At 43.1% G+C, this 17,635-nt stretch carries 11 protein-coding genes; 1 reads left to right on the forward strand and 10 read right to left on the reverse strand.

From position 1 onward, the window contains the following. Nucleotide 1: 1 nt before the first annotated feature. Together DWY57_RS14790 and DWY57_RS14795 are read right to left on the reverse strand one after the other, a co-directional pair. Nucleotides 2–1,174: an FN3 domain-containing metallophosphoesterase family protein gene (locus tag DWY57_RS14790; protein WP_117600964.1), complete on the reverse strand. Its 1,173-nt coding sequence runs from the start codon at nucleotides 1,172–1,174 to the stop codon at nucleotides 2–4. Between the two features lie 9 nt (nucleotides 1,175–1,183). Then, on the reverse strand, nucleotides 1,184–2,392 hold the full coding sequence (locus tag DWY57_RS14795; RefSeq protein WP_117600965.1) for a glycoside hydrolase family 27 protein: 1,209 nt from the start codon (nucleotides 2,390–2,392) through the stop codon (nucleotides 1,184–1,186). 509 nt (nucleotides 2,393–2,901) lie between these two features. Between DWY57_RS14795 and DWY57_RS14800 the strand changes: the two genes are divergently transcribed. After that, nucleotides 2,902–3,141, forward strand: a complete 240-nt coding sequence (locus DWY57_RS14800) for a hypothetical protein (RefSeq protein WP_119961984.1) — start codon at nucleotides 2,902–2,904, stop codon at nucleotides 3,139–3,141. A gap of 769 nt (nucleotides 3,142–3,910) precedes the next feature. Here the strand turns inward: DWY57_RS14800 and DWY57_RS14810 are convergent. From DWY57_RS14810 to DWY57_RS14845, 8 genes are all read right to left on the reverse strand, one after another. Continuing rightward, nucleotides 3,911–4,990 carry a CehA/McbA family metallohydrolase gene (locus tag DWY57_RS14810; RefSeq protein WP_117600966.1) on the reverse strand — a complete coding sequence of 360 codons (1,080 nt, stop codon included), beginning with the start codon at nucleotides 4,988–4,990 and terminating at the stop codon, nucleotides 3,911–3,913. A gap of 22 nt (nucleotides 4,991–5,012) precedes the next feature. Continuing rightward, entirely contained in the window at nucleotides 5,013–7,007 is a 1,995-nt protein-coding gene (locus DWY57_RS14815; RefSeq protein ID WP_117600967.1) for an NPCBM/NEW2 domain-containing protein, read from the reverse strand. A gap of 108 nt (nucleotides 7,008–7,115) precedes the next feature. Beyond that, nucleotides 7,116–8,264, reverse strand: coding sequence for a glycan-binding surface protein (locus DWY57_RS14820; protein ID WP_117600981.1), 1,149 nt, complete (start codon nucleotides 8,262–8,264; stop codon nucleotides 7,116–7,118). Nucleotides 8,265–8,290: 26 nt separating this feature from the next. After that, complete coding sequence (locus DWY57_RS14825; protein WP_117600968.1) at nucleotides 8,291–10,003, reverse strand: RagB/SusD family nutrient uptake outer membrane protein; 1,713 nt, start codon at nucleotides 10,001–10,003, stop codon at nucleotides 8,291–8,293. Between the two features lie 15 nt (nucleotides 10,004–10,018). Further along, nucleotides 10,019–13,240, reverse strand: a complete 3,222-nt coding sequence (locus DWY57_RS14830) for a TonB-dependent receptor (protein WP_171030444.1) — start codon at nucleotides 13,238–13,240, stop codon at nucleotides 10,019–10,021. 235 nt (nucleotides 13,241–13,475) lie between these two features. Next, a complete protein-coding gene (locus tag DWY57_RS14835) occupies nucleotides 13,476–15,032 on the reverse strand; it encodes a DUF4434 domain-containing protein (RefSeq protein ID WP_165491394.1) in 1,557 nt (518 codons plus the stop codon). A gap of 25 nt (nucleotides 15,033–15,057) precedes the next feature. Continuing rightward, on the reverse strand, nucleotides 15,058–16,068 hold the full coding sequence (locus DWY57_RS14840; RefSeq protein ID WP_117600970.1) for a GRP family sugar transporter: 1,011 nt from the start codon (nucleotides 16,066–16,068) through the stop codon (nucleotides 15,058–15,060). A 9-nt stretch (nucleotides 16,069–16,077) separates the two neighbouring features. Next, on the reverse strand, nucleotides 16,078–17,622 hold the full coding sequence (locus DWY57_RS14845) for an ADP-ribosylglycohydrolase family protein (RefSeq protein ID WP_117600983.1): 1,545 nt from the start codon (nucleotides 17,620–17,622) through the stop codon (nucleotides 16,078–16,080). Between the last annotated feature and the right edge of the window lie 13 nt (nucleotides 17,623–17,635).

Below are 17,635 nucleotides of genomic sequence, written 5' to 3' on the forward strand. Positions count from 1 at the left end.
ACTATCGGGCCATTATAGAAATTGTATCCACTATCCCGCCACTCATATCCCTTATCTCAATATCCAGCCTATCCCTCTTTATGACACCTTTTAAAACTGTATTGGAGGAATTGTCTATTACCGGAAAATGCACTTTGTCCGTGGGCTTGTTATTAAAATATTCATGCAAATGCCCACACAGCATCACGTCAGCTCCAGCCTCGTTCAGTATCGGAACGAACTTGTCCAAGACCTCGGCCTGCCCGTGCCAGATGTCAGTTTCAGGCAAAGGAGGCATATGGGCGATCACTATCCTGAAAGACGCATCCTGGAATTCTCTGGATTTAACGGCTTCTGCAAGCCACTCCGCCTGTTGTGTACGGTAATTGTCATAGTCGGTGATACCATGATATTCAATATCAGAGTCAGGCTTGTCCTCACCGGTATCCAAGAAAATGAAGCAAGCAGGTCCCTGCCGTATCAAAAAATACAGATGGGGTTCCTTCGGAGAGAAAAAACGATGAAAGGAAGTGGCAAATGAGCCACGTGTCTCATGGTTTCCACGGGCATAATACAACGGTTTGCAGGTAGCGAACATATCTATGGAGATGTCCATGAAGCCTTTAAACAACTCCTCCTCATCCAGTAGGTTATTGAGCATGTCACCGTTATAGATGACCATGTCTGTTTTCTTGAAGTCCGCAGCGGCCAGCAATTTAGGTATATAGTCCGTATTGCCATGAATATCATTCAGCATGACAAAAGAGGCCACGGACTTGCTACTGTCATTGGTGGTAAATTTCAATCCTCGGCGGTCATAGATACTCGGAGCCGTAGCATTGCCATATATGACCTCCTCCCCCCTGCGGGAAAGCACCTCCCTGGCATAGACACGGTAACGGTAGCTAGTACCGGGAGCAAGGCCCGTGGCACGTACCGCATGCAATTCCGAAACATTCTTCACGCCATTGACCGTATCAAAAAACTTGATACGCTCAGTACGGTAATAACTCGTACCATCATCCGGAGCAATCTCCACCCAACCTATAGAAGGCTTATCCGAAAGCCAGACTATTGTCACTTCCGTTTCCTTTAGGTTCTGGAGATAAGGGCCGTGCTTGATCTTGATCTGCTCCTGGGCAAAGCCGGAAACAGACATGAGTATACACATTACACTGAAAAGTAGTTTTACCATGACAAATTATTATTTTTTGTTTTTAGGGGAAAGTCTTACCAAGACAACACCGTGCGCAGGGACTTTGAAACTCAGATTGTCGTTGGAGGTGCCAAGATGCCTATTCCCGTCCCAAATATCATAAACATCATACTCCAATTCCCAAAACCGGATATCCGCAAAGTGGAGATGGGATTTGTCTTTCCCAAACTGATACTCGAATGTCCACGGCTGTTCGTCACGATTGAAGAAGCATACAGCGGCTTCCCCGTCAGACAACTGCTTAACCCATATCTCATGCTGTTCTATTTTCATGTAACGACGACCCTGTATGCCCAGCTTGTCCTGATTTATAGCAATCACATCCTTATTCGTCAGAATGGACAGCGTCTCCCTGTCCATAGTCCTCAGGTCATTTCCCGCCAACAGCGGTGCGGCCAGCATACACCACATGGTAAAATGTGAACGGTTCTCCTCAGCAGTCAGCACTCCGTTGCCGACTTGCAGCATGTCCGGGTCATTCCAATGCCCAGGACCAGCATAAGGCCACAAATCCGCATTCTTATCGATGATATCCACAACACTGCATCCGCCCCAATGTACTGTACCTTTAAAGGCATTGATAATATCCCCCGTAGTCCTCCACAAGTGGCCGATACCTTTGGCCCATGTCCACGGCTTGCTGCTCCCCCACTCACAGATAGAGAACACCACCGGACGACCGCTAGCCTTCAAGGCATCACGCATGGTACGGTAAGCTCCCTGAGGACTCTGCCCCTCATCAAAGCACCAGTCATACTTCAAAAAATCCACACCCCATTCCGCATAAGTGCGAGCATCCTGGAACTGATATCCACGGCTCCCCGGACGCCCGGCACAAGTCAGTGAACCAGCGCAGGAATAAATGCCGAACTTCAATCCCTTGGAATGTATATAGTCTGCCAAAGCTTTTATACCGGAAGGGAAACGCACCGAATCAACCACAATATTCCCATCCGCATCACGTCCCACCTGCCAGCAATCATCCACATTCACATAAGTATAACCCGCATCCCGCATCCCGTTTGCCACAATCAGGTCGGCCATCTCGCGTATCTGCCGTTCGTTCACATCACAACTGAAACAGTTCCAGCTGTTCCATCCCATGGGAGGGGTCAGCGCCAATGAGTCAGCTCCATCAGCATGGGCAACAAGAAAACTACACACTACAATCACAAAACACAAAATCCGTCCTTTCATAATACTCGTTTTTTATTATTATACATTTATTATTCATATATTCATAATTATACCAAGACTTATCGGTAGACACTCATGCCCCCAAACAGTGATCGCCCTTAAAAGGACTGATAAAAGTAATCAGGACCAGTGTACTCTCCTTGTATCGTCACCTCAGGAAGCTGATACACCTTCATCCCGTTGACAGTCTTATTGTTCACTTCGTACAAATATCGGCAGCCTTAGCCCTGACCATAGACCTCCATAAAAGCCGGGGGACTGATGGATAAGTGTCCTCCTTCAGCCGGATCTTATAGTGTTGTGCCTTTTTCCAGAAAGGGGTAATTATGAATCCCCTCATATCAGGGAAATCGTGGGTTATGCAGAAATTGCCCTATCTATCTTTAGCGATGGCCACTAATAACTTATGCCCATTCAGGTTGCCATAAGGAATTCCCAGACAACGCCGGATGCAGAAAAGCCCTGCTCTTTGTCGGAGAGCCCAACACTGACATCTGAAAAAGAGAGGCATGCTGACGGACAAAGACAAGGCGTTCCGTCAAAGCTTCTTCACCGCATTGAATGCAGTGAAGTGTACAATCACCTCCGGCATTTCCCTCTTGGAAATGAGACCTCAGTTCCATCGTAGAGATATGACTACGATGTACGACCTGCCCACATACGTGGGGCAACAATACCAACTTCTCTTCCAGCATGCAGACAGAAAGGGACACACATCCTATAGTATATCAAAGAATCATCCTAAGTGACAGACAAGGCAACCCGATCGGATACAGCTAGCAGCAATTTAAAGCGCTTTTCCTGGTCTGAACTGTCAGACGCAACCGTATAGTGAATTGCCATCTGTTGCAGATAATAAAAAGTAGCCAATGCCCTCATGCTCGCTTTGAAAAGTGGCCAGTATATCACCTGCCAAATTTGTTCTTCCGACACAGACTTTATTATTAGAATCCTTGGTACAGACCATATACTCTACGCTTTTCTTGGAGTATGGTTCTCCATCACGACGTAACAAAGTAGCATGAGGTACCTATTTTCCTTCTCCTTCTCATACCTCACCTTCAACATAAGCAAGGATTCCGTATCCTTATAGACAGCAAACTGTCGCGTATAAAAAAGGATTCATCTGCATTGCGCATAAGATTGGTGTAAGCACGAAGCCTATACCGCCCCTTCTGGAATATCTTCCTCCAAGAAAAAAATTACGGAATATACTCTTCTCCTCCATTATCTTCTTACGGAGCAGCACTTTATTTCTGTCACTGATCAATTCCACATACAGAAAACGGCTCCGGACATCCTGTTCCTATGCGTCCGCGCATCAACCAGATACCCCTTCATCCAAATGGTATCACCCACCAGATAAAAAGGCTTGTCCATATGAACATAAACCTTTTCTTGCCTCAATGAATCCATCCCCCCATTATCACCATAAAAAAAGGAGGAGATAGAAAAGCTAAAAGTATAATCAAAATTTTCTTCATAGTATACGAATTAATTAAAGGTTTATGACAAGCCCTACCGTAAAGACGACACATCAATCACCAGCTGGCTGTTATCCGTAATATAAGTGTTAGTGAACTTCGCCTTGTCATTCAAGCGGACCTTAAATTCAGTGGTTGCATTGCCTAATATAGTAACTGACTTATTATCCAACAGGATTTCAAAGTTCAGTGTAGATTTATTCATGACTTTCACCAGCGCCTGGTTATCATGCGTATTCTTCACCTCATATGTCAGACAGGCCTTTACCAAGGCCGTCAGATTCTTCTCAGAACCAATCAGAATATCTCCAAACTTCACAACAGAACGTCCGGCAAACAATGCCTCCTTTACCCCTTCCTCCGAACGCTCCTTGGCAAAAACAACTGTCATAGGACCGCTTTGTATATCCGTACGATACGTCTGCCTATAGACGCCATGTATATCAGTGTTTCCCATATATGTCAAACCGTAATCCTTACAGTAATTAAAAGCCTTTGGGTAGTACTCGAAGCCATTTACCAGTTCAATCCCATGAATTTTCTTCTGCCTGATAAGCTCTTCATGTACCTTATAGATAGTGCTTGTGTCATTGGGCCAGCCCGGATGATTCCACATGATAAAGGCTCCTTGGGCCAGAGCATTGTCTATTGCAGTCAAAGGGTCATCCACATCCAGCGCATTGGCATCGCTCAAGAAAAGGGCATTGATGTGCCCTATCGGTTTGGAGCGGGTGATTTCCGCTCCTTGAATAACTATAACCTTAGAACTTGCCTCAATAGTCTTGGCCCTTCTATAAGATTCGTTGTGGTCGGCTTTGATGTAACTGTTCGGACGATATTCAATATGATCCGTGATAGCTATGACATCCAACCCACGAATCGCCCCTTCCCATACGCGGTTTTCCGGTTTCAAATCCCCGTCGGAAAAAATAGTATGTACATGAAAATCACATTTCAGAGCCTTATAGCCGTCCACATCAGGTATATATATGTACTCTCCGGAATATGGCTGCTGTGCCTCCGGAACTTTCACCACATCCAGTCCCTGCAGTTGCGCAGGGACCTGGAAAGTAAAAGTCAGCAAAAAAGCGATGGATAAATATAATTTCTTCATTCTTCTCCAAATTTGACAGAATTCATTTTATTGGGGTTATTTTTACGAAAGTGACACCATGATAAGGCACTTTAGTCTGGAAACTGCCGTCCACTTCTCCCAAGTCCTTCTGCCTCCATAAATCACGGACCATCGCCTTCCCCTCAATACCTAGCAGGTTCAAATCAAAGTCGAATTCATAGTCACGCATCTGCATGGATTCAGCATCATCTTGATCCCAAAGAATAAAATAAGGATCCACATGGAAGAACCCTACCGCATAAGAACCGTCATACAATTTCTTAGACCAGATCTGTCCGTTCTTGACAAGCATCTTTCTAGCCGGAGCCACCATCGGATCTTGACTGACCGCTATCACTTCATTGTTTGTCAGAAGATTCAGTGTGAAGTCATCCATATTTGCCATATCACAACCGATCAACAAAGGGGCAGAAAGAATGCACCACAAAGAGATGTGGGAATATTGCTCATCAGCTGTCAAGTAAGAATCATGCACCTTGCTTCCCCAGCCTTGCCCCAATTTGCCAACCACCAGCATGTCCGGATCATTGTTTCTACCTGGTGCCGTGGCATCTGCACACACATCCTGGAAGGTCCCAATCGCAGTCACCACATTCCATTCGTCAGTAATATCACGTGTAGTACGCCACTGATTACCTCCTGCTTCAGCCGCCCAATTCCAGACATTGGGAGCGCCATAACCTACACAAAATACAATATCACGTTTTACCTTATCCAAAGCATTTCGCATAACGATATAAGGTTCCTGAATGGTCTCTTCTTTCGAATCCTTTTCAATATCCAGATAACCGCAATAGTCATACTTCAAGTAATCCACTCCCCAGCGTTCCCAAGTCCTGGCATCAATTTCCTCATGCTGATAACTGCCTACATGACCACCGCATGTGGTAGCACCCGGAGAAGAATAAATACCGAATTTCAGTCCTAATCCGTGGATATAATCGGTCAGAGCCTTGAAATCCGGGAATTTGTCATTAGAAAGGATTTCACCGCCTTTGGTACGTTCCGGTGCTTCCCATCCGTCATCAATGTTTATATATTCCCAACCGTACGCGTGCAATTTCTCACTCATCATGCGGGCAGCATCCCTCACTTTTTGGTCATCCACGGAAAGTCCCCAGCAATTCCAACTGTTCCATCCCATCGAAGGGGTCAAGGCTATCTCACCGCCCACCTTGACCGTCACTTCCTTTTCGGCAGTTCCCTTGCTGTTGGTTGCCTTCAGTAAAACATTATAATCACCTTCCTTCATTGCCTTACCCGTAAAACGGCCTGTCTTCTCGTCCAGTCTGACTCCTTCCGGAAGCCCCTTTGCCTCAAAGATCATCGGACGGTCACCTGTAGCCATTATGGACCACAAGAAAGGACTGCCCGGACGTACACCAAAAACCAGCGGGTTATTGATAACCGGAACCTCAGGAGCCGGCGGAGTCAAAATATACTTTTCTTTAGCGATGGGTTTTGCCCAAGCACGAACAGGCTTCACATCACCGCGAGTTTCTATCTTAACATTCAGCCAGTCCGCATGGTCATACATGATACCATCACCACACTCCTCTACAAGAAGCAAGACTTTATCGACCCCCTTCAGACTCACATTGAATTCTTTAACGGGATCCCCTTTCTTCATGACCCCACTTTTCCAAAGTTCCTTTTGATCACCGACTATTTTAAATTGAAGCTTGCCGGCAAACCTATTGTTATCGTCGGCACCAGCAAGTCCGGAAATAGACACAGCCTCACTCTTCAAGTCATACAGTATACGACTGATAGAATGTGCCCCCAAACCGCGCTCATAAACGATACCATTGACTGTCAATGGTGTAAGCACGACCGAACGGTTTATCTCAACAGTTCCCCAATCCTGCACATAGCATGAGTCTTGGCCAAGTTCATCCAGCCACACCTCTTTGACCGGAGCAGTATTACAAGACTGCAGGGCATATCCTCCTATGGCTAAAACAGCCCACACAGCCATACATCCTTTCAAATTCATATTGTTTATCAGATTTAGTAAATAGTATTACAAAACAAATTATATCAAAATATAAATGAGGACAGCAATATATATTACCTAATTACCGTCCTCACTACAAAATACAGATCAATCCCCTTTTTTGCAAATACGAATATTATCGAAAGCAAAATTGCGGGCTATTTCAGGATCTATTTTCAGAAGCATATTAAAATTAGTGTATGAACCCGGATAATAGTCTGGATAATCCACAGATTGGAATACATTCCACGGTAATGTAATGGTCTCCCACCGATTAAAGTTCTGGACATTGAAATCTGTTGCAATCCAATCACAAGGAGCTGCCGCCCAATAATGATAAATACTGAAACTTATTTTATCCTTGATGAACTGATTGGATGTACGGAACTCACATTTCACCACATAATCCTTGCATGACTCAAGTCCCAGCATATCCTCCGTATATTCAATGCCACCCCTTTCTGCAATATACCACCACCAAGGATCTACATATACAGAATTTTCATCAATTCTCAAAAAATTTCCGCTCAAACGCTGCGGATCCTTCTCATCGGTCACAACATTGGCTACATCGCTTGGCAACAGTTCATCAAAATCCATGATCATGAATTCACGGTCATAATAACGTCCCGGACAGACCGCCTCTACATTGTGCTTCAATCCCTTGACCTTGACACGGATATTCTTGTCCACATCAACCGGCACCTTGGCTGTCAGATAATTATTAGCAGACCGTATAACAGGGGAAACCTTTCCATTGAAATCAACAACCGCATTCAGTGAATCGATTTCATACAAATTGAAAAAATCTCCATAAATCATAATAGTATCGCCCGGTTTGGTATACTCATTGAACATACGCGTCAGTTTCAAATCGGGAGCCAAAGTCTTGAAAGGAAGTTCAAAACAGCCCGTTGAATTATAAATATAGATTTTATTGGTCTTATTAGTCGCCAATTTCACAGGAATTTTCATGAACAGAATGCTATTCTCGGTATATACCTCCTGCATATCAACCTTGACATCATCAATCAAAATAGAATCAATATTATGGGTGTCCAAACCTGTTCCATGGACAGCTATAAAATCACCCAAAGCAGCTTCAACAATCACTTTATCTAAATCTGCAATGGTAGTTATACTGGCCAATTTTATAGGAATAGCCGTTTCATCGTCATCAGAACAAGAAGTCCAAGACATTCCTATAAGAAGGGCACAAACAAAGTACATCTCCTTTAAACTTATTATCTTTTTCATTGTATTCTCCATTAATAATTAAACAATTACCATCCAGGATTATTTTTCTCAATATAAGGATTACCGTTAATTTCATCGGGTGGAAGAGGCATAAGCCAGTGTTTTTCTTCACGTCTCTTCAAATTACCATTCTCATCCATTCCAATGGCGTTCATTACAGGCAGATAAATACCCCAGCGGATCAAATCTGTACGGCGATTGCCCTCCACCGCAAACTCTTTAGCACGCTCTTCGAGGATAAACGAACGGAAAGTTTCCTTATCAAACGGCTTTTTCTTATGACGTTCACTCACCAATGTACTATTATTGCGCCTATTCAACATTTCCATCTTGGAGAATGCATCTTGAGTAGGGCCGTTCAATTCATTATCAGCTTCTGCATAAAGGAGCAACACTTCAGCATAACGCAAAAACGGCCAATTATAGTCTTTACGTGTACCATCAATTGTGCCCGTTACAGCCGTAAATTTAGTGAAACGAGAGCCAAAATATGCGCCATAAGCAGGCTGGTCTGTTTTCTGATAAGGCTCGATGCCTTCATATGGTGCTTCTTCACGATTCACATAGACACTATCTCTTAACGGATAGTAATACCAAGTATAAACTCCAGTTTCTGAATTGTAAGAACCAGGATAACGGTGTAGGATTCCCCAGGTAATGCGTTCATCATCCCAATCATCAAACATTTGTAGCCAATGGTCACGGTAGGTATAATACCCTTTACCCATCGTGCCATCATCATCCCAATACCCATAATAAGATTCACTTAAATAATTTCCAGACAAATTGTCTCCATCAGGATAAGTCTGAAGACAGAACAAGAATTCTGGACCATTCTTATTGGAAAGAGCCCACAAGTCTTTCTGGCTGGCAGCCAATGTACACTCACCTTCTGTTATTACCTCACCCGCCTTTTCTTTCGCCAATCTATAATATTCTTGTGAATCAAACTCCTCATAACCAGGAAGACGAATCTTATCATGCCAAATTTCCTGAGGCATTAGAGCAGACTCTGTACCATCAGGATTAGTCACTTTGCCGGGACCACCTTTGACCATAACCCTGCCACTCTCCATTGAAGCAGAACCAATCGTCGCATACACTAAAGCCAACAGTGATTTAGCAGAGGCACGAAAAACATGCCCTTTCTGATAATTGGCATCCGTACGAGGCATAAGCAAAGTTTCGGCTTCTTTTAGATTTGCAATAATATCTTCATATACCTCCTTAACAGAGGCTCTAGGCTGGTAAGTATCATTTCCCTCATTAATAGACGTTTTAAATATTGGAATAGGACCAAAGCGACGTACCAGCTCAAATTCGGCCCACGCTTTAAGGAACCGAAGTTCACCAAGAGCATTATTCTTCTCCTTTTCAGCCACATTAGTCATCGTACTTATCAAATAGTAATGATAGTTAGCACGATGAATGGCAGTCGAATAATATTCAAAAAGGTTATTAATACTACCATTGTTATAAAAGTTACCAGTTCCGGTTTCCTTAAAAGCCCAACCAGGACCTGTCTGATAATCATTATCATAATTAACCGCAGAGTCATAACTACCCCACTCAAACAACCAAGCCAATGGCTGATAAGCACCATTCACCAGCAGTTCATATTCACCGTCAGCAGCAAGATCCTCACCTGAAATAAATGTATATACTTCTTCATCCAATGAACAAGAAGTCATCAACATGGAACCCAAGCCCAATGTCATTAAAATATTCTTGATTTTCATACTAACATCAATTATTTAAAATCCAATTTGAATACCAAAGTTGAATGTGCGAGCACTCGGATAGGAAGCCATATCCACACCTCTACGTTTAGGGTCACTACCAAAAGAGTTCACATCAGGATCCATCCAACTATAACCAGAGATAGTGAACAAATTTGAGACACTGACTGCCAGATTGATACTTTCCACAAATTTGATAGGATGGCGGAAACGATAACTTAAGCTGACATTCTTACAACGTAGATAAGAACCGTCCTCAATGTAACGGTCAGAGGCCTTCATTGCACGTGTGCTGGTTCTACTGGCTCGTGGCCATTTAGCATTTGCCCTATTCTCTGCGGTCCAACGATTATTGTAAATAAAATAAGGCATATTATCCACACTGGCCATATCAAACTTCTTAAGATTGACATTAAGAATATCATTACCTTGTGTTCCCTGCAAAAAGAAACTGAATGTCCAGTTTTTCCATTCCAATGTATTGGTTATACCATATTGGAAATCGGGATTGGTGTCACCAATTATCTGGCGATCACGGTTGTCAATCACAGGATCCTCATCAAAATTCTTATATTTGACCTCCCCTACCATGCTCTTTACCTTAGAATCCGTTTCATTCCTATAATAAGGATCCGCACGTACCTCAGCCTCATTATCATAAAATCCATCTTCAACATAACCATACAACGTACCAATAGGCTCACCATTACGTACCAAAAACATATTTTCAATCCCCCAAGCAACATCCGAGTATTGATCTGAATCCAAGCCACCTACTTTATTGCGGTTAAAAGATATGTTAGCATCAATGCTCCACAAAAAATTGCGTACTTTGACAGGAATAAAATGTCCGGAAATTTCCAGACCTTTATTCGTCACATTCCCATAATTGGCCTGTATACGACTGAACCCGGAACTCATGGGGATAAGCTTGTCAAGCAACAAATCCTTTGTTTTCTTATAATAAGCGTCGACCGTCAAGTTTACACGACTATTCAAGAAAGCAATATCTAAACCCACATCGAACTGGTTGGTTGTCTCCCACTTCAAAAGAGTTGCAGCCGGACCGCCCCAACGGTCCTCAGCCATACCGCTCTGTAAAGAACCGCCCATGCCATAATCAGAAGTTACAAAGCGAGAACGGGTAGCATATGCACTGACACCTTGCCCTCCTGTCTGACCGGCACTGACACGCAGCTTTAAATTATCAAAAAAATTCAACCTTTTCAGAAAAGCTTCATCAGAAAGACGCCACGCAATGGCACCAGAATAGAAATTATCCCAACGATGTGATTCCGACAGTTTGCTAGATCCGTCACGGCGCATTGAAAATGTAAACAAATAACGGTCCAATAAATTATAATTAGCCCTAAACAAATAGGACATCAACTGAGATTTCCCTCTACTGCTCTCAATCCGGCGATCTTTAATACCGGCTTGAATCACATTGTCTTCATTCATGTCATTAGGGAAATTGGATGCCGCCATCCATTTACTGTGCCACATATATTTTTCATAAGTCATACCAAACATGGCATTAACAGCATGGATTCCAATTTTTTTATCAAAAGTCAATAGAGACTCTGTCGTGATACTTTCATAGGCGTCATCGGATTTCGTCGCATATCCATTAGTAGGAGAGATTCCGGAACCGGTCCAACGATTATTATAGGTATTACGTTCATAGTAACTGTAACCATAACCAAATTTTTGACGATATCTCAGCCAGTCAGTAAACTTCAGTTCACCAAAACTGGAAATAAAAACATTAAGTGTCTCCTGAATGTTCTTTTCCGTGTGTACAGTCAGATAGGGATTGGCTAAACCGGTAGAAAAATCTTCTGAGAAGCCTGAGTCTTTATCCGGATCAAACACAGGACGGGTCGGGTTGAATGAAATGGCAGCAGGAATCACACCATAAGTTTCACTATTAGTACGGGCAAAACGATTATCCGCTGTTGCGAAACTGATATTAGTACCTAACTCTAAAAAATCATTGATTTTACGGTTATTGTTAGCTCTTGCCGTATAACGCCTATAGTAAGAATTCACAATTACACCTTGCTGATCTGTATACCCGCCAGAATACATGTAGCTGCCTTTCTTATCACCACCTGATACGGTAACATTGTAATCCTGGCTAATTGCAGTCTGAAAGATCTGGTCTTGCCAGTTGGTTCCATAGAACATCTTTCCTTTATAATCAAAACCATTGCGGTAATCCCAAGGGCTGGGCTTATATTCCTTACCTACTACCACCATCTCACCTGTGATGGGATCGGGTTCCTTTATTTCAGACCAATATCCCTGCAATGGATATTCCAAAGAACTGTCAGCCTCCGAATAACCGTCATACAACAGCCCGTTCGTGATTCGTTCATTACGATATAAGGCATAGTCACATGCGTCAAGCACATCTATTCTCTTAACGGGATTGGAAATACTGAGATTGGCAGAGAGTTGAACTTTAGTCTTTCCCTCAGAACCTGATTTGGTAGTAATCAAAACAACCCCATTGGCTGCACGGGAACCATAAATGGCAGTAGCCGAAGCGTCCTTCAAAACCTCAATGGAGAGAATGTCCTGCGGACTGATGGTACTCAAGGGGTTATTACTTTGCTTCATGCCAAAGTCTGTAGAACGCCCTTCTCCCATGGAATACGGCATGCCGTCAACCACATACAAAGGTTCCGTACTGGTAGTAAATGAATTCGCACCACGGATCTGGATATTGATACCCGCACCAGGAGCACCGTCTGATTGAGACACATTTACACCTGCCATTTTTCCTTGCAGACCCTGGTTTATGCTCACAGGGTTGGTTTTTAGCAAGTCCTCACTTTTCAAGGATGATACAGCACCTGTAAGGTCACGTTTTTTCACACTGCCATAACCAATGACTACTGTTTCTTCCAGCATCTGGCTGTCCTCCGACAATGTCACGTTGACCGTATTTCTGCCCTTCACTGCGACCTCCTGTGTCCTGTAACCTATATAAGAGAATATCAATGTCGCATTTTTTGAGACACTGATCACATAGCGTCCATCGGCATTCGTGATAGTACCGTTCCTCTTGTCATTCTTGACACGCACGGTAACACCGATAACCGGTTCGCCCAGTTCGTCCAGAACAACTCCTGTTACTTTAGAAGCCTGGAACACCTCTGTGGTTTCGGCCTTCAGCCCGTTCGGCACAACCATCAGGACAACCAACAGTATGCCAACAATACATTTCATTGATGTGTGTAATCTTTTCATAGATTTTCTATTGATTAAATAATTAAATGAAGTTTTTCAATGCATTCAATGTCCGATTCCCATCTGTCAAGGATATGGCTCCATATAAACTAAACTCTAACAGCCCTAAACTACTTTAAAGACGGACAAACACATTAATACGATGGTACGAACTCACGCTTGGGCGGCTTCACTCCCCTATGATCCCCACGTAATAATCCCATTGCAATATCCTCTATCTGATTACTGGATTAATAAATATCTCATCCATATATACATTTTCCAAAGCATCAAAAGCAATCTTCACATAGCGCGCCCTTTCATCCAGATTCTCGAAGAACACCCCGTCAATCCAAGCATCATGCTTGTTGTTAGGAAAATACGGAGCATCCTTTATTGAAGCCAGATTATAAGTCTGGCCATCTTGAGAAGTGTAAACATAAACCTTCAAAGGAGCACCTATCTTTTCCTGATTATAGTTCAAAGTACGTACCAGCACCTTTCGAAGCGAAGTATTCTTTTGCAAATCAATCACTACCTCATGATGACCTTTTTCAAACCTTACCCAACGGCTGTCTCCACTATCCTCTTCGGCTACCCGACCATCTGCCAGTGCCTTCATGTCAGCCTTGCCAATCATTTCGGGGGTAGCAGAATTGCCCAATGCCTCAAGCAAAGCCGCTTCAAACAATTTCCAAAAAATGTCCCCTTCTTTCCATGCCATATAATTGTTGTACAAATCATTAGACCAAACCGGATGCCCCAATTGGTAGGAGGACTTCGGATCTTCAATAATTCCACCGAACATGAACGAAATAATCCTATCAACACCGGCTGCAGAAGCCGCTGCCTGCTGTGACAGCAAACGGGGATAAGCAGCCGGAATCAAAGCAGACTGGCGGTCATTGGTTCCTTCCTCCCAAGTAAAGGTCTCGCAGTTAGCCCACATCTCAATATTCAGACGGTTGTGTATATCGCGCATCCTTTGCCAGTTCTTTTTCAAACGAGGAAGGGTAAACTTGTCACGCACACATCCCACCTCATCTTGATAGGCAATGATATCCACTTTCAACTTTGCCATCTGCTTCTCAAAATCAGGATGGTCGAATTCAGACAAGCCAATCCCGTACGGAGATATCAAGGTCTTCTTTCCGGGAGTCAAGGACTTAGCCTTCTCTGTCAGTGTATTTACTGACTGCACAGCATGCTCTGCAAAAATGGGGCAAATACAATCTTCAACCGGAAGATACCAGCCATAGAAAGCCTTATGATTTTTATAGAGAGACGCAAGTTCTTCCATAATCTGAAGCTGGCGCTCCCTTATTGCCGGATCAAGCAGGTTGTCATCCTGGTCTTTTGCCCAACCCGTACTCATGAATACCTTCATATCATGTCTGGCCGCCTCGTCAAGAATCGCGTCAACGGGGCTTTGCAATTTATCATTATATACCCACGGCATCAACTTTGACGGATAATACGCTTTCCCTTCATTGGCAACCTCCATAAACACCAAATATTCAATCCCCATATTGGCCAATTCACGCACTTTAGCAGTCCATAATTTAGGATCCGTATTATCAAAATGTTGTGGATTAGTATACTTATTCCGTACGTCCTTGTAGGCCAAATTAATCCACGTACCTGTAATAGGCTGTATCACAGAAACCGATTTGACCATTTTTTCTTTTCGAGATTCGTCAGAGCCATTATTTCCTGCCCATACAGAAATTATTGGTAATGCAGCCAACAATCCCAACAGCCCCCACATTTTCATTTGTTTTTTTTGTCTCATAGTATATTATTTAAAAATAAAAAATTTAATTACCACCAGATACAATTATCAACCCCAAGCCTGAAAGGAAAAGTACCAGCATAAACGCAAGCAGCAAATTTATTGGCTTAGATGCGCCCTTGAATTCTTTCCAGATAAAAATCCCCCATAAGGCAGCAACCATAGTGGCACCTTGTCCCAAAGCATAGGAGACAGCCGCACCAGCTTTTCCCGCAGCAATATAACTACAAGCAGTCCCCAATGCCCAGATAGCCCCTCCCAGAATTCCAACCAGATGCGTCTTCATATTTCCACTGAAATAGTCACTATACGCCATCGGTTTGCCGACAAAGGGGTTCTTCATGACTAATGTATTGAAGAAGAAGTTGCTGACAAAAATACCCACTGCAAATACAAACAATGCTGAATAAGGAGTCATCATACCCGCAGTCGGCGCTTCCAGGTTTTCTAAATCCATAGCAGCCGCTACAAAACGATAGAAAAATGCCATCAATATGCCTGCACACACGGCTATGATAATCCCCTTTTTCCTCATTGCCTGGTCTGTTCCTCCTTTAGCAACTTTACCGGAAGCCATACCATTAAAAATAATAGCAAGCACAATCAGAAATACTCCAGAAAACAACACAGTTGCATCGCCTTTAGGGACGCTAAAGTAATTTATAAATACTCCTAATACCAGAGCTAATCCAACGCCTACGGGGAAAGCGACAGACATACCGGCCAATGACATGGAAGAAGACAGCAAGATATTGGATGCATTAAAAATGACACCTCCCAGAAACGCACTCCAGAAGTTTGAAGCATCAACCTGAAGCATATCATTAACAAAAGCTCTACCGGCATCCCCCGCACTCCCCAAAGTAAATCCCCATATCAAAGAGAAAAGAAGAATACCAACAACATAATCCCAATAAAAAAGTTCATATCGCCAGGTTTTCGCTGCCAGCTTTTGGGTATTTCCCCAAGAGCCCCAGCAAAGCATTGTAACCCAACAAAGAGCTACTGCCAATCCATAATTTTCAACTATATACATTACGACTGATTATTTATAGGTTAATTGATTGGGCTGGCCGGAATAAATTACCGCCTCACCTAAATAAACTTGTGCGTCTTTACGAGGATTCAACCATTTTAAAACAACCGTGTGCGCCGCATCAGGCAACTGGTATCTATGAAACAAATCAACCCTCCTATCGTCTATAGAAGTAGATTTTGCAACGGGAAGGTTGGCTGTTTCTACCAAAGAACCATCCACATACATCGCAACACTCGCAATATACGATTCATCAGAACATTTCACATATCCTTTCAAAACAAATCCGTTACCATCAAACATGAACTCTGAAGAATCCTGCAACAAAAAGTTAACAGCCTTCTTCTCTACCGGATAATGGCCTTCAAAAGCTTTCTCATACTTTACAGCAACCGGCTGTTGCGTTTTAATAACAACCTGCTCTCCCTGAATAGAGCCTCCTTCCTGCTCTATCACCTCCAAAGCCAGTTTCAAACTTAACTCATAAAGCTTATTCAGCGAAACTTCCGTATAGGCAAATGGGGTGTCCTCTACTTCATAAAGACTTTCTTTCCATAATTCCGGAATATTACTATATCCAAGCATTGTACCCAATATGCCGGCAGCAGTAGCCGCATTGCAATCAGAATCTTGTCCGCAACGTGCCGAAACATCAATTGTCCGATAAAAATCTTTCTTGCCATAAAGCAGCCCTATGGTCACATAGGCACTATTTATCTTTGCATCAATATCAAACGGAACAAAAACACCATCGGGGCAACCCACTTCCGAAGTCCACTTCTTCTGACATTCAAACCAAGTCTGTTTCCAGTCATCAGGGTATTTCCGATACCAACCAATCACATCTTTTATACAAGCATAAAAATCACTTTGCTCGGGAATTGTATTCAATGCCTCTTCTACCACATACTCCATATCGTCTGAAACAAAAGCCATGGAATACAGAGCTCCTACATACACACCACCATACCAGCCGTCGCCATACGTAAAGATATGGCCGATTTTATCTGAAATTTCAGAAGCGGTATTAGGCATGCCCGGTGACATTAGACCTGCAAAATCGGCTTCTATCTGATAGTCAATATCATCTGCATGAGGATTATTCAACCAGTGTCCGGACATGGGGGGCATAATGCCTTGCTTAATATTATACTTCGCAACTTGGTTGGCATGCCACAAAGGAAATCCAGCATCAGCAAACGAAACGGCAAAAGAATCGGCCGGTGCCTCTAAGCCCAAACGGTCGAACACATTCACAAATACAATATCCACATATATATCATCATACAATCCCGGAAATGTATCATAATAATATTTCACCCTATCTTTGGACCATTTTATGGGAGTATAGTCTTGAATCATAGTACCATTATGCAAGAATTCAACCGGTCCTCCATAAGTACAGCCAATAGTTTTTGCCGCCCAACCACCTTTCACTTTATCAGCCAATTGTTTTTTAGTCATAGAGACTTCATCCTGCACAACTGAAGTGGAAGAACCGCAGCCTGCACATAGTACAACGAAAATCCAAATAATAAAAGTTACATTCTTCATATTTATCAATTTT

Origin of the sequence: Bacteroides sp. AF25-5LB (genome assembly GCF_003602965.1) — a bacterium.
Classification (GTDB): domain Bacteria; phylum Bacteroidota; class Bacteroidia; order Bacteroidales; family Bacteroidaceae; genus Bacteroides; species Bacteroides uniformis.

Coding starts and splice junctions, on each gene's coding strand:
- DWY57_RS14790 (WP_117600964.1), bottom strand. CDS start 1,174: ATGGTAAAACTACTTTTCAGTGTAATGTGTATACTCATGTCTGTTTCC.
- DWY57_RS14795 (WP_117600965.1), bottom strand. CDS start 2,392: ATGAAAGGACGGATTTTGTGTTTTGTGATTGTAGTGTGTAGTTTTCTT.
- DWY57_RS14800 (WP_119961984.1), top strand. CDS start 2,902: ATGCTGACGGACAAAGACAAGGCGTTCCGTCAAAGCTTCTTCACCGCA.
- DWY57_RS14810 (WP_117600966.1), bottom strand. CDS start 4,990: ATGAAGAAATTATATTTATCCATCGCTTTTTTGCTGACTTTTACTTTC.
- DWY57_RS14815 (WP_117600967.1), bottom strand. CDS start 7,007: ATGAATTTGAAAGGATGTATGGCTGTGTGGGCTGTTTTAGCCATAGGA.
- DWY57_RS14820 (WP_117600981.1), bottom strand. CDS start 8,264: ATGAAAAAGATAATAAGTTTAAAGGAGATGTACTTTGTTTGTGCCCTT.
- DWY57_RS14825 (WP_117600968.1), bottom strand. CDS start 10,003: ATGAAAATCAAGAATATTTTAATGACATTGGGCTTGGGTTCCATGTTG.
- DWY57_RS14830 (WP_171030444.1), bottom strand. CDS start 13,240: ATGAAATGTATTGTTGGCATACTGTTGGTTGTCCTGATGGTTGTGCCG.
- DWY57_RS14835 (WP_165491394.1), bottom strand. CDS start 15,032: ATGAGACAAAAAAAACAAATGAAAATGTGGGGGCTGTTGGGATTGTTG.
- DWY57_RS14840 (WP_117600970.1), bottom strand. CDS start 16,068: ATGTATATAGTTGAAAATTATGGATTGGCAGTAGCTCTTTGTTGGGTT.
- DWY57_RS14845 (WP_117600983.1), bottom strand. CDS start 17,622: ATGAAGAATGTAACTTTTATTATTTGGATTTTCGTTGTACTATGTGCA.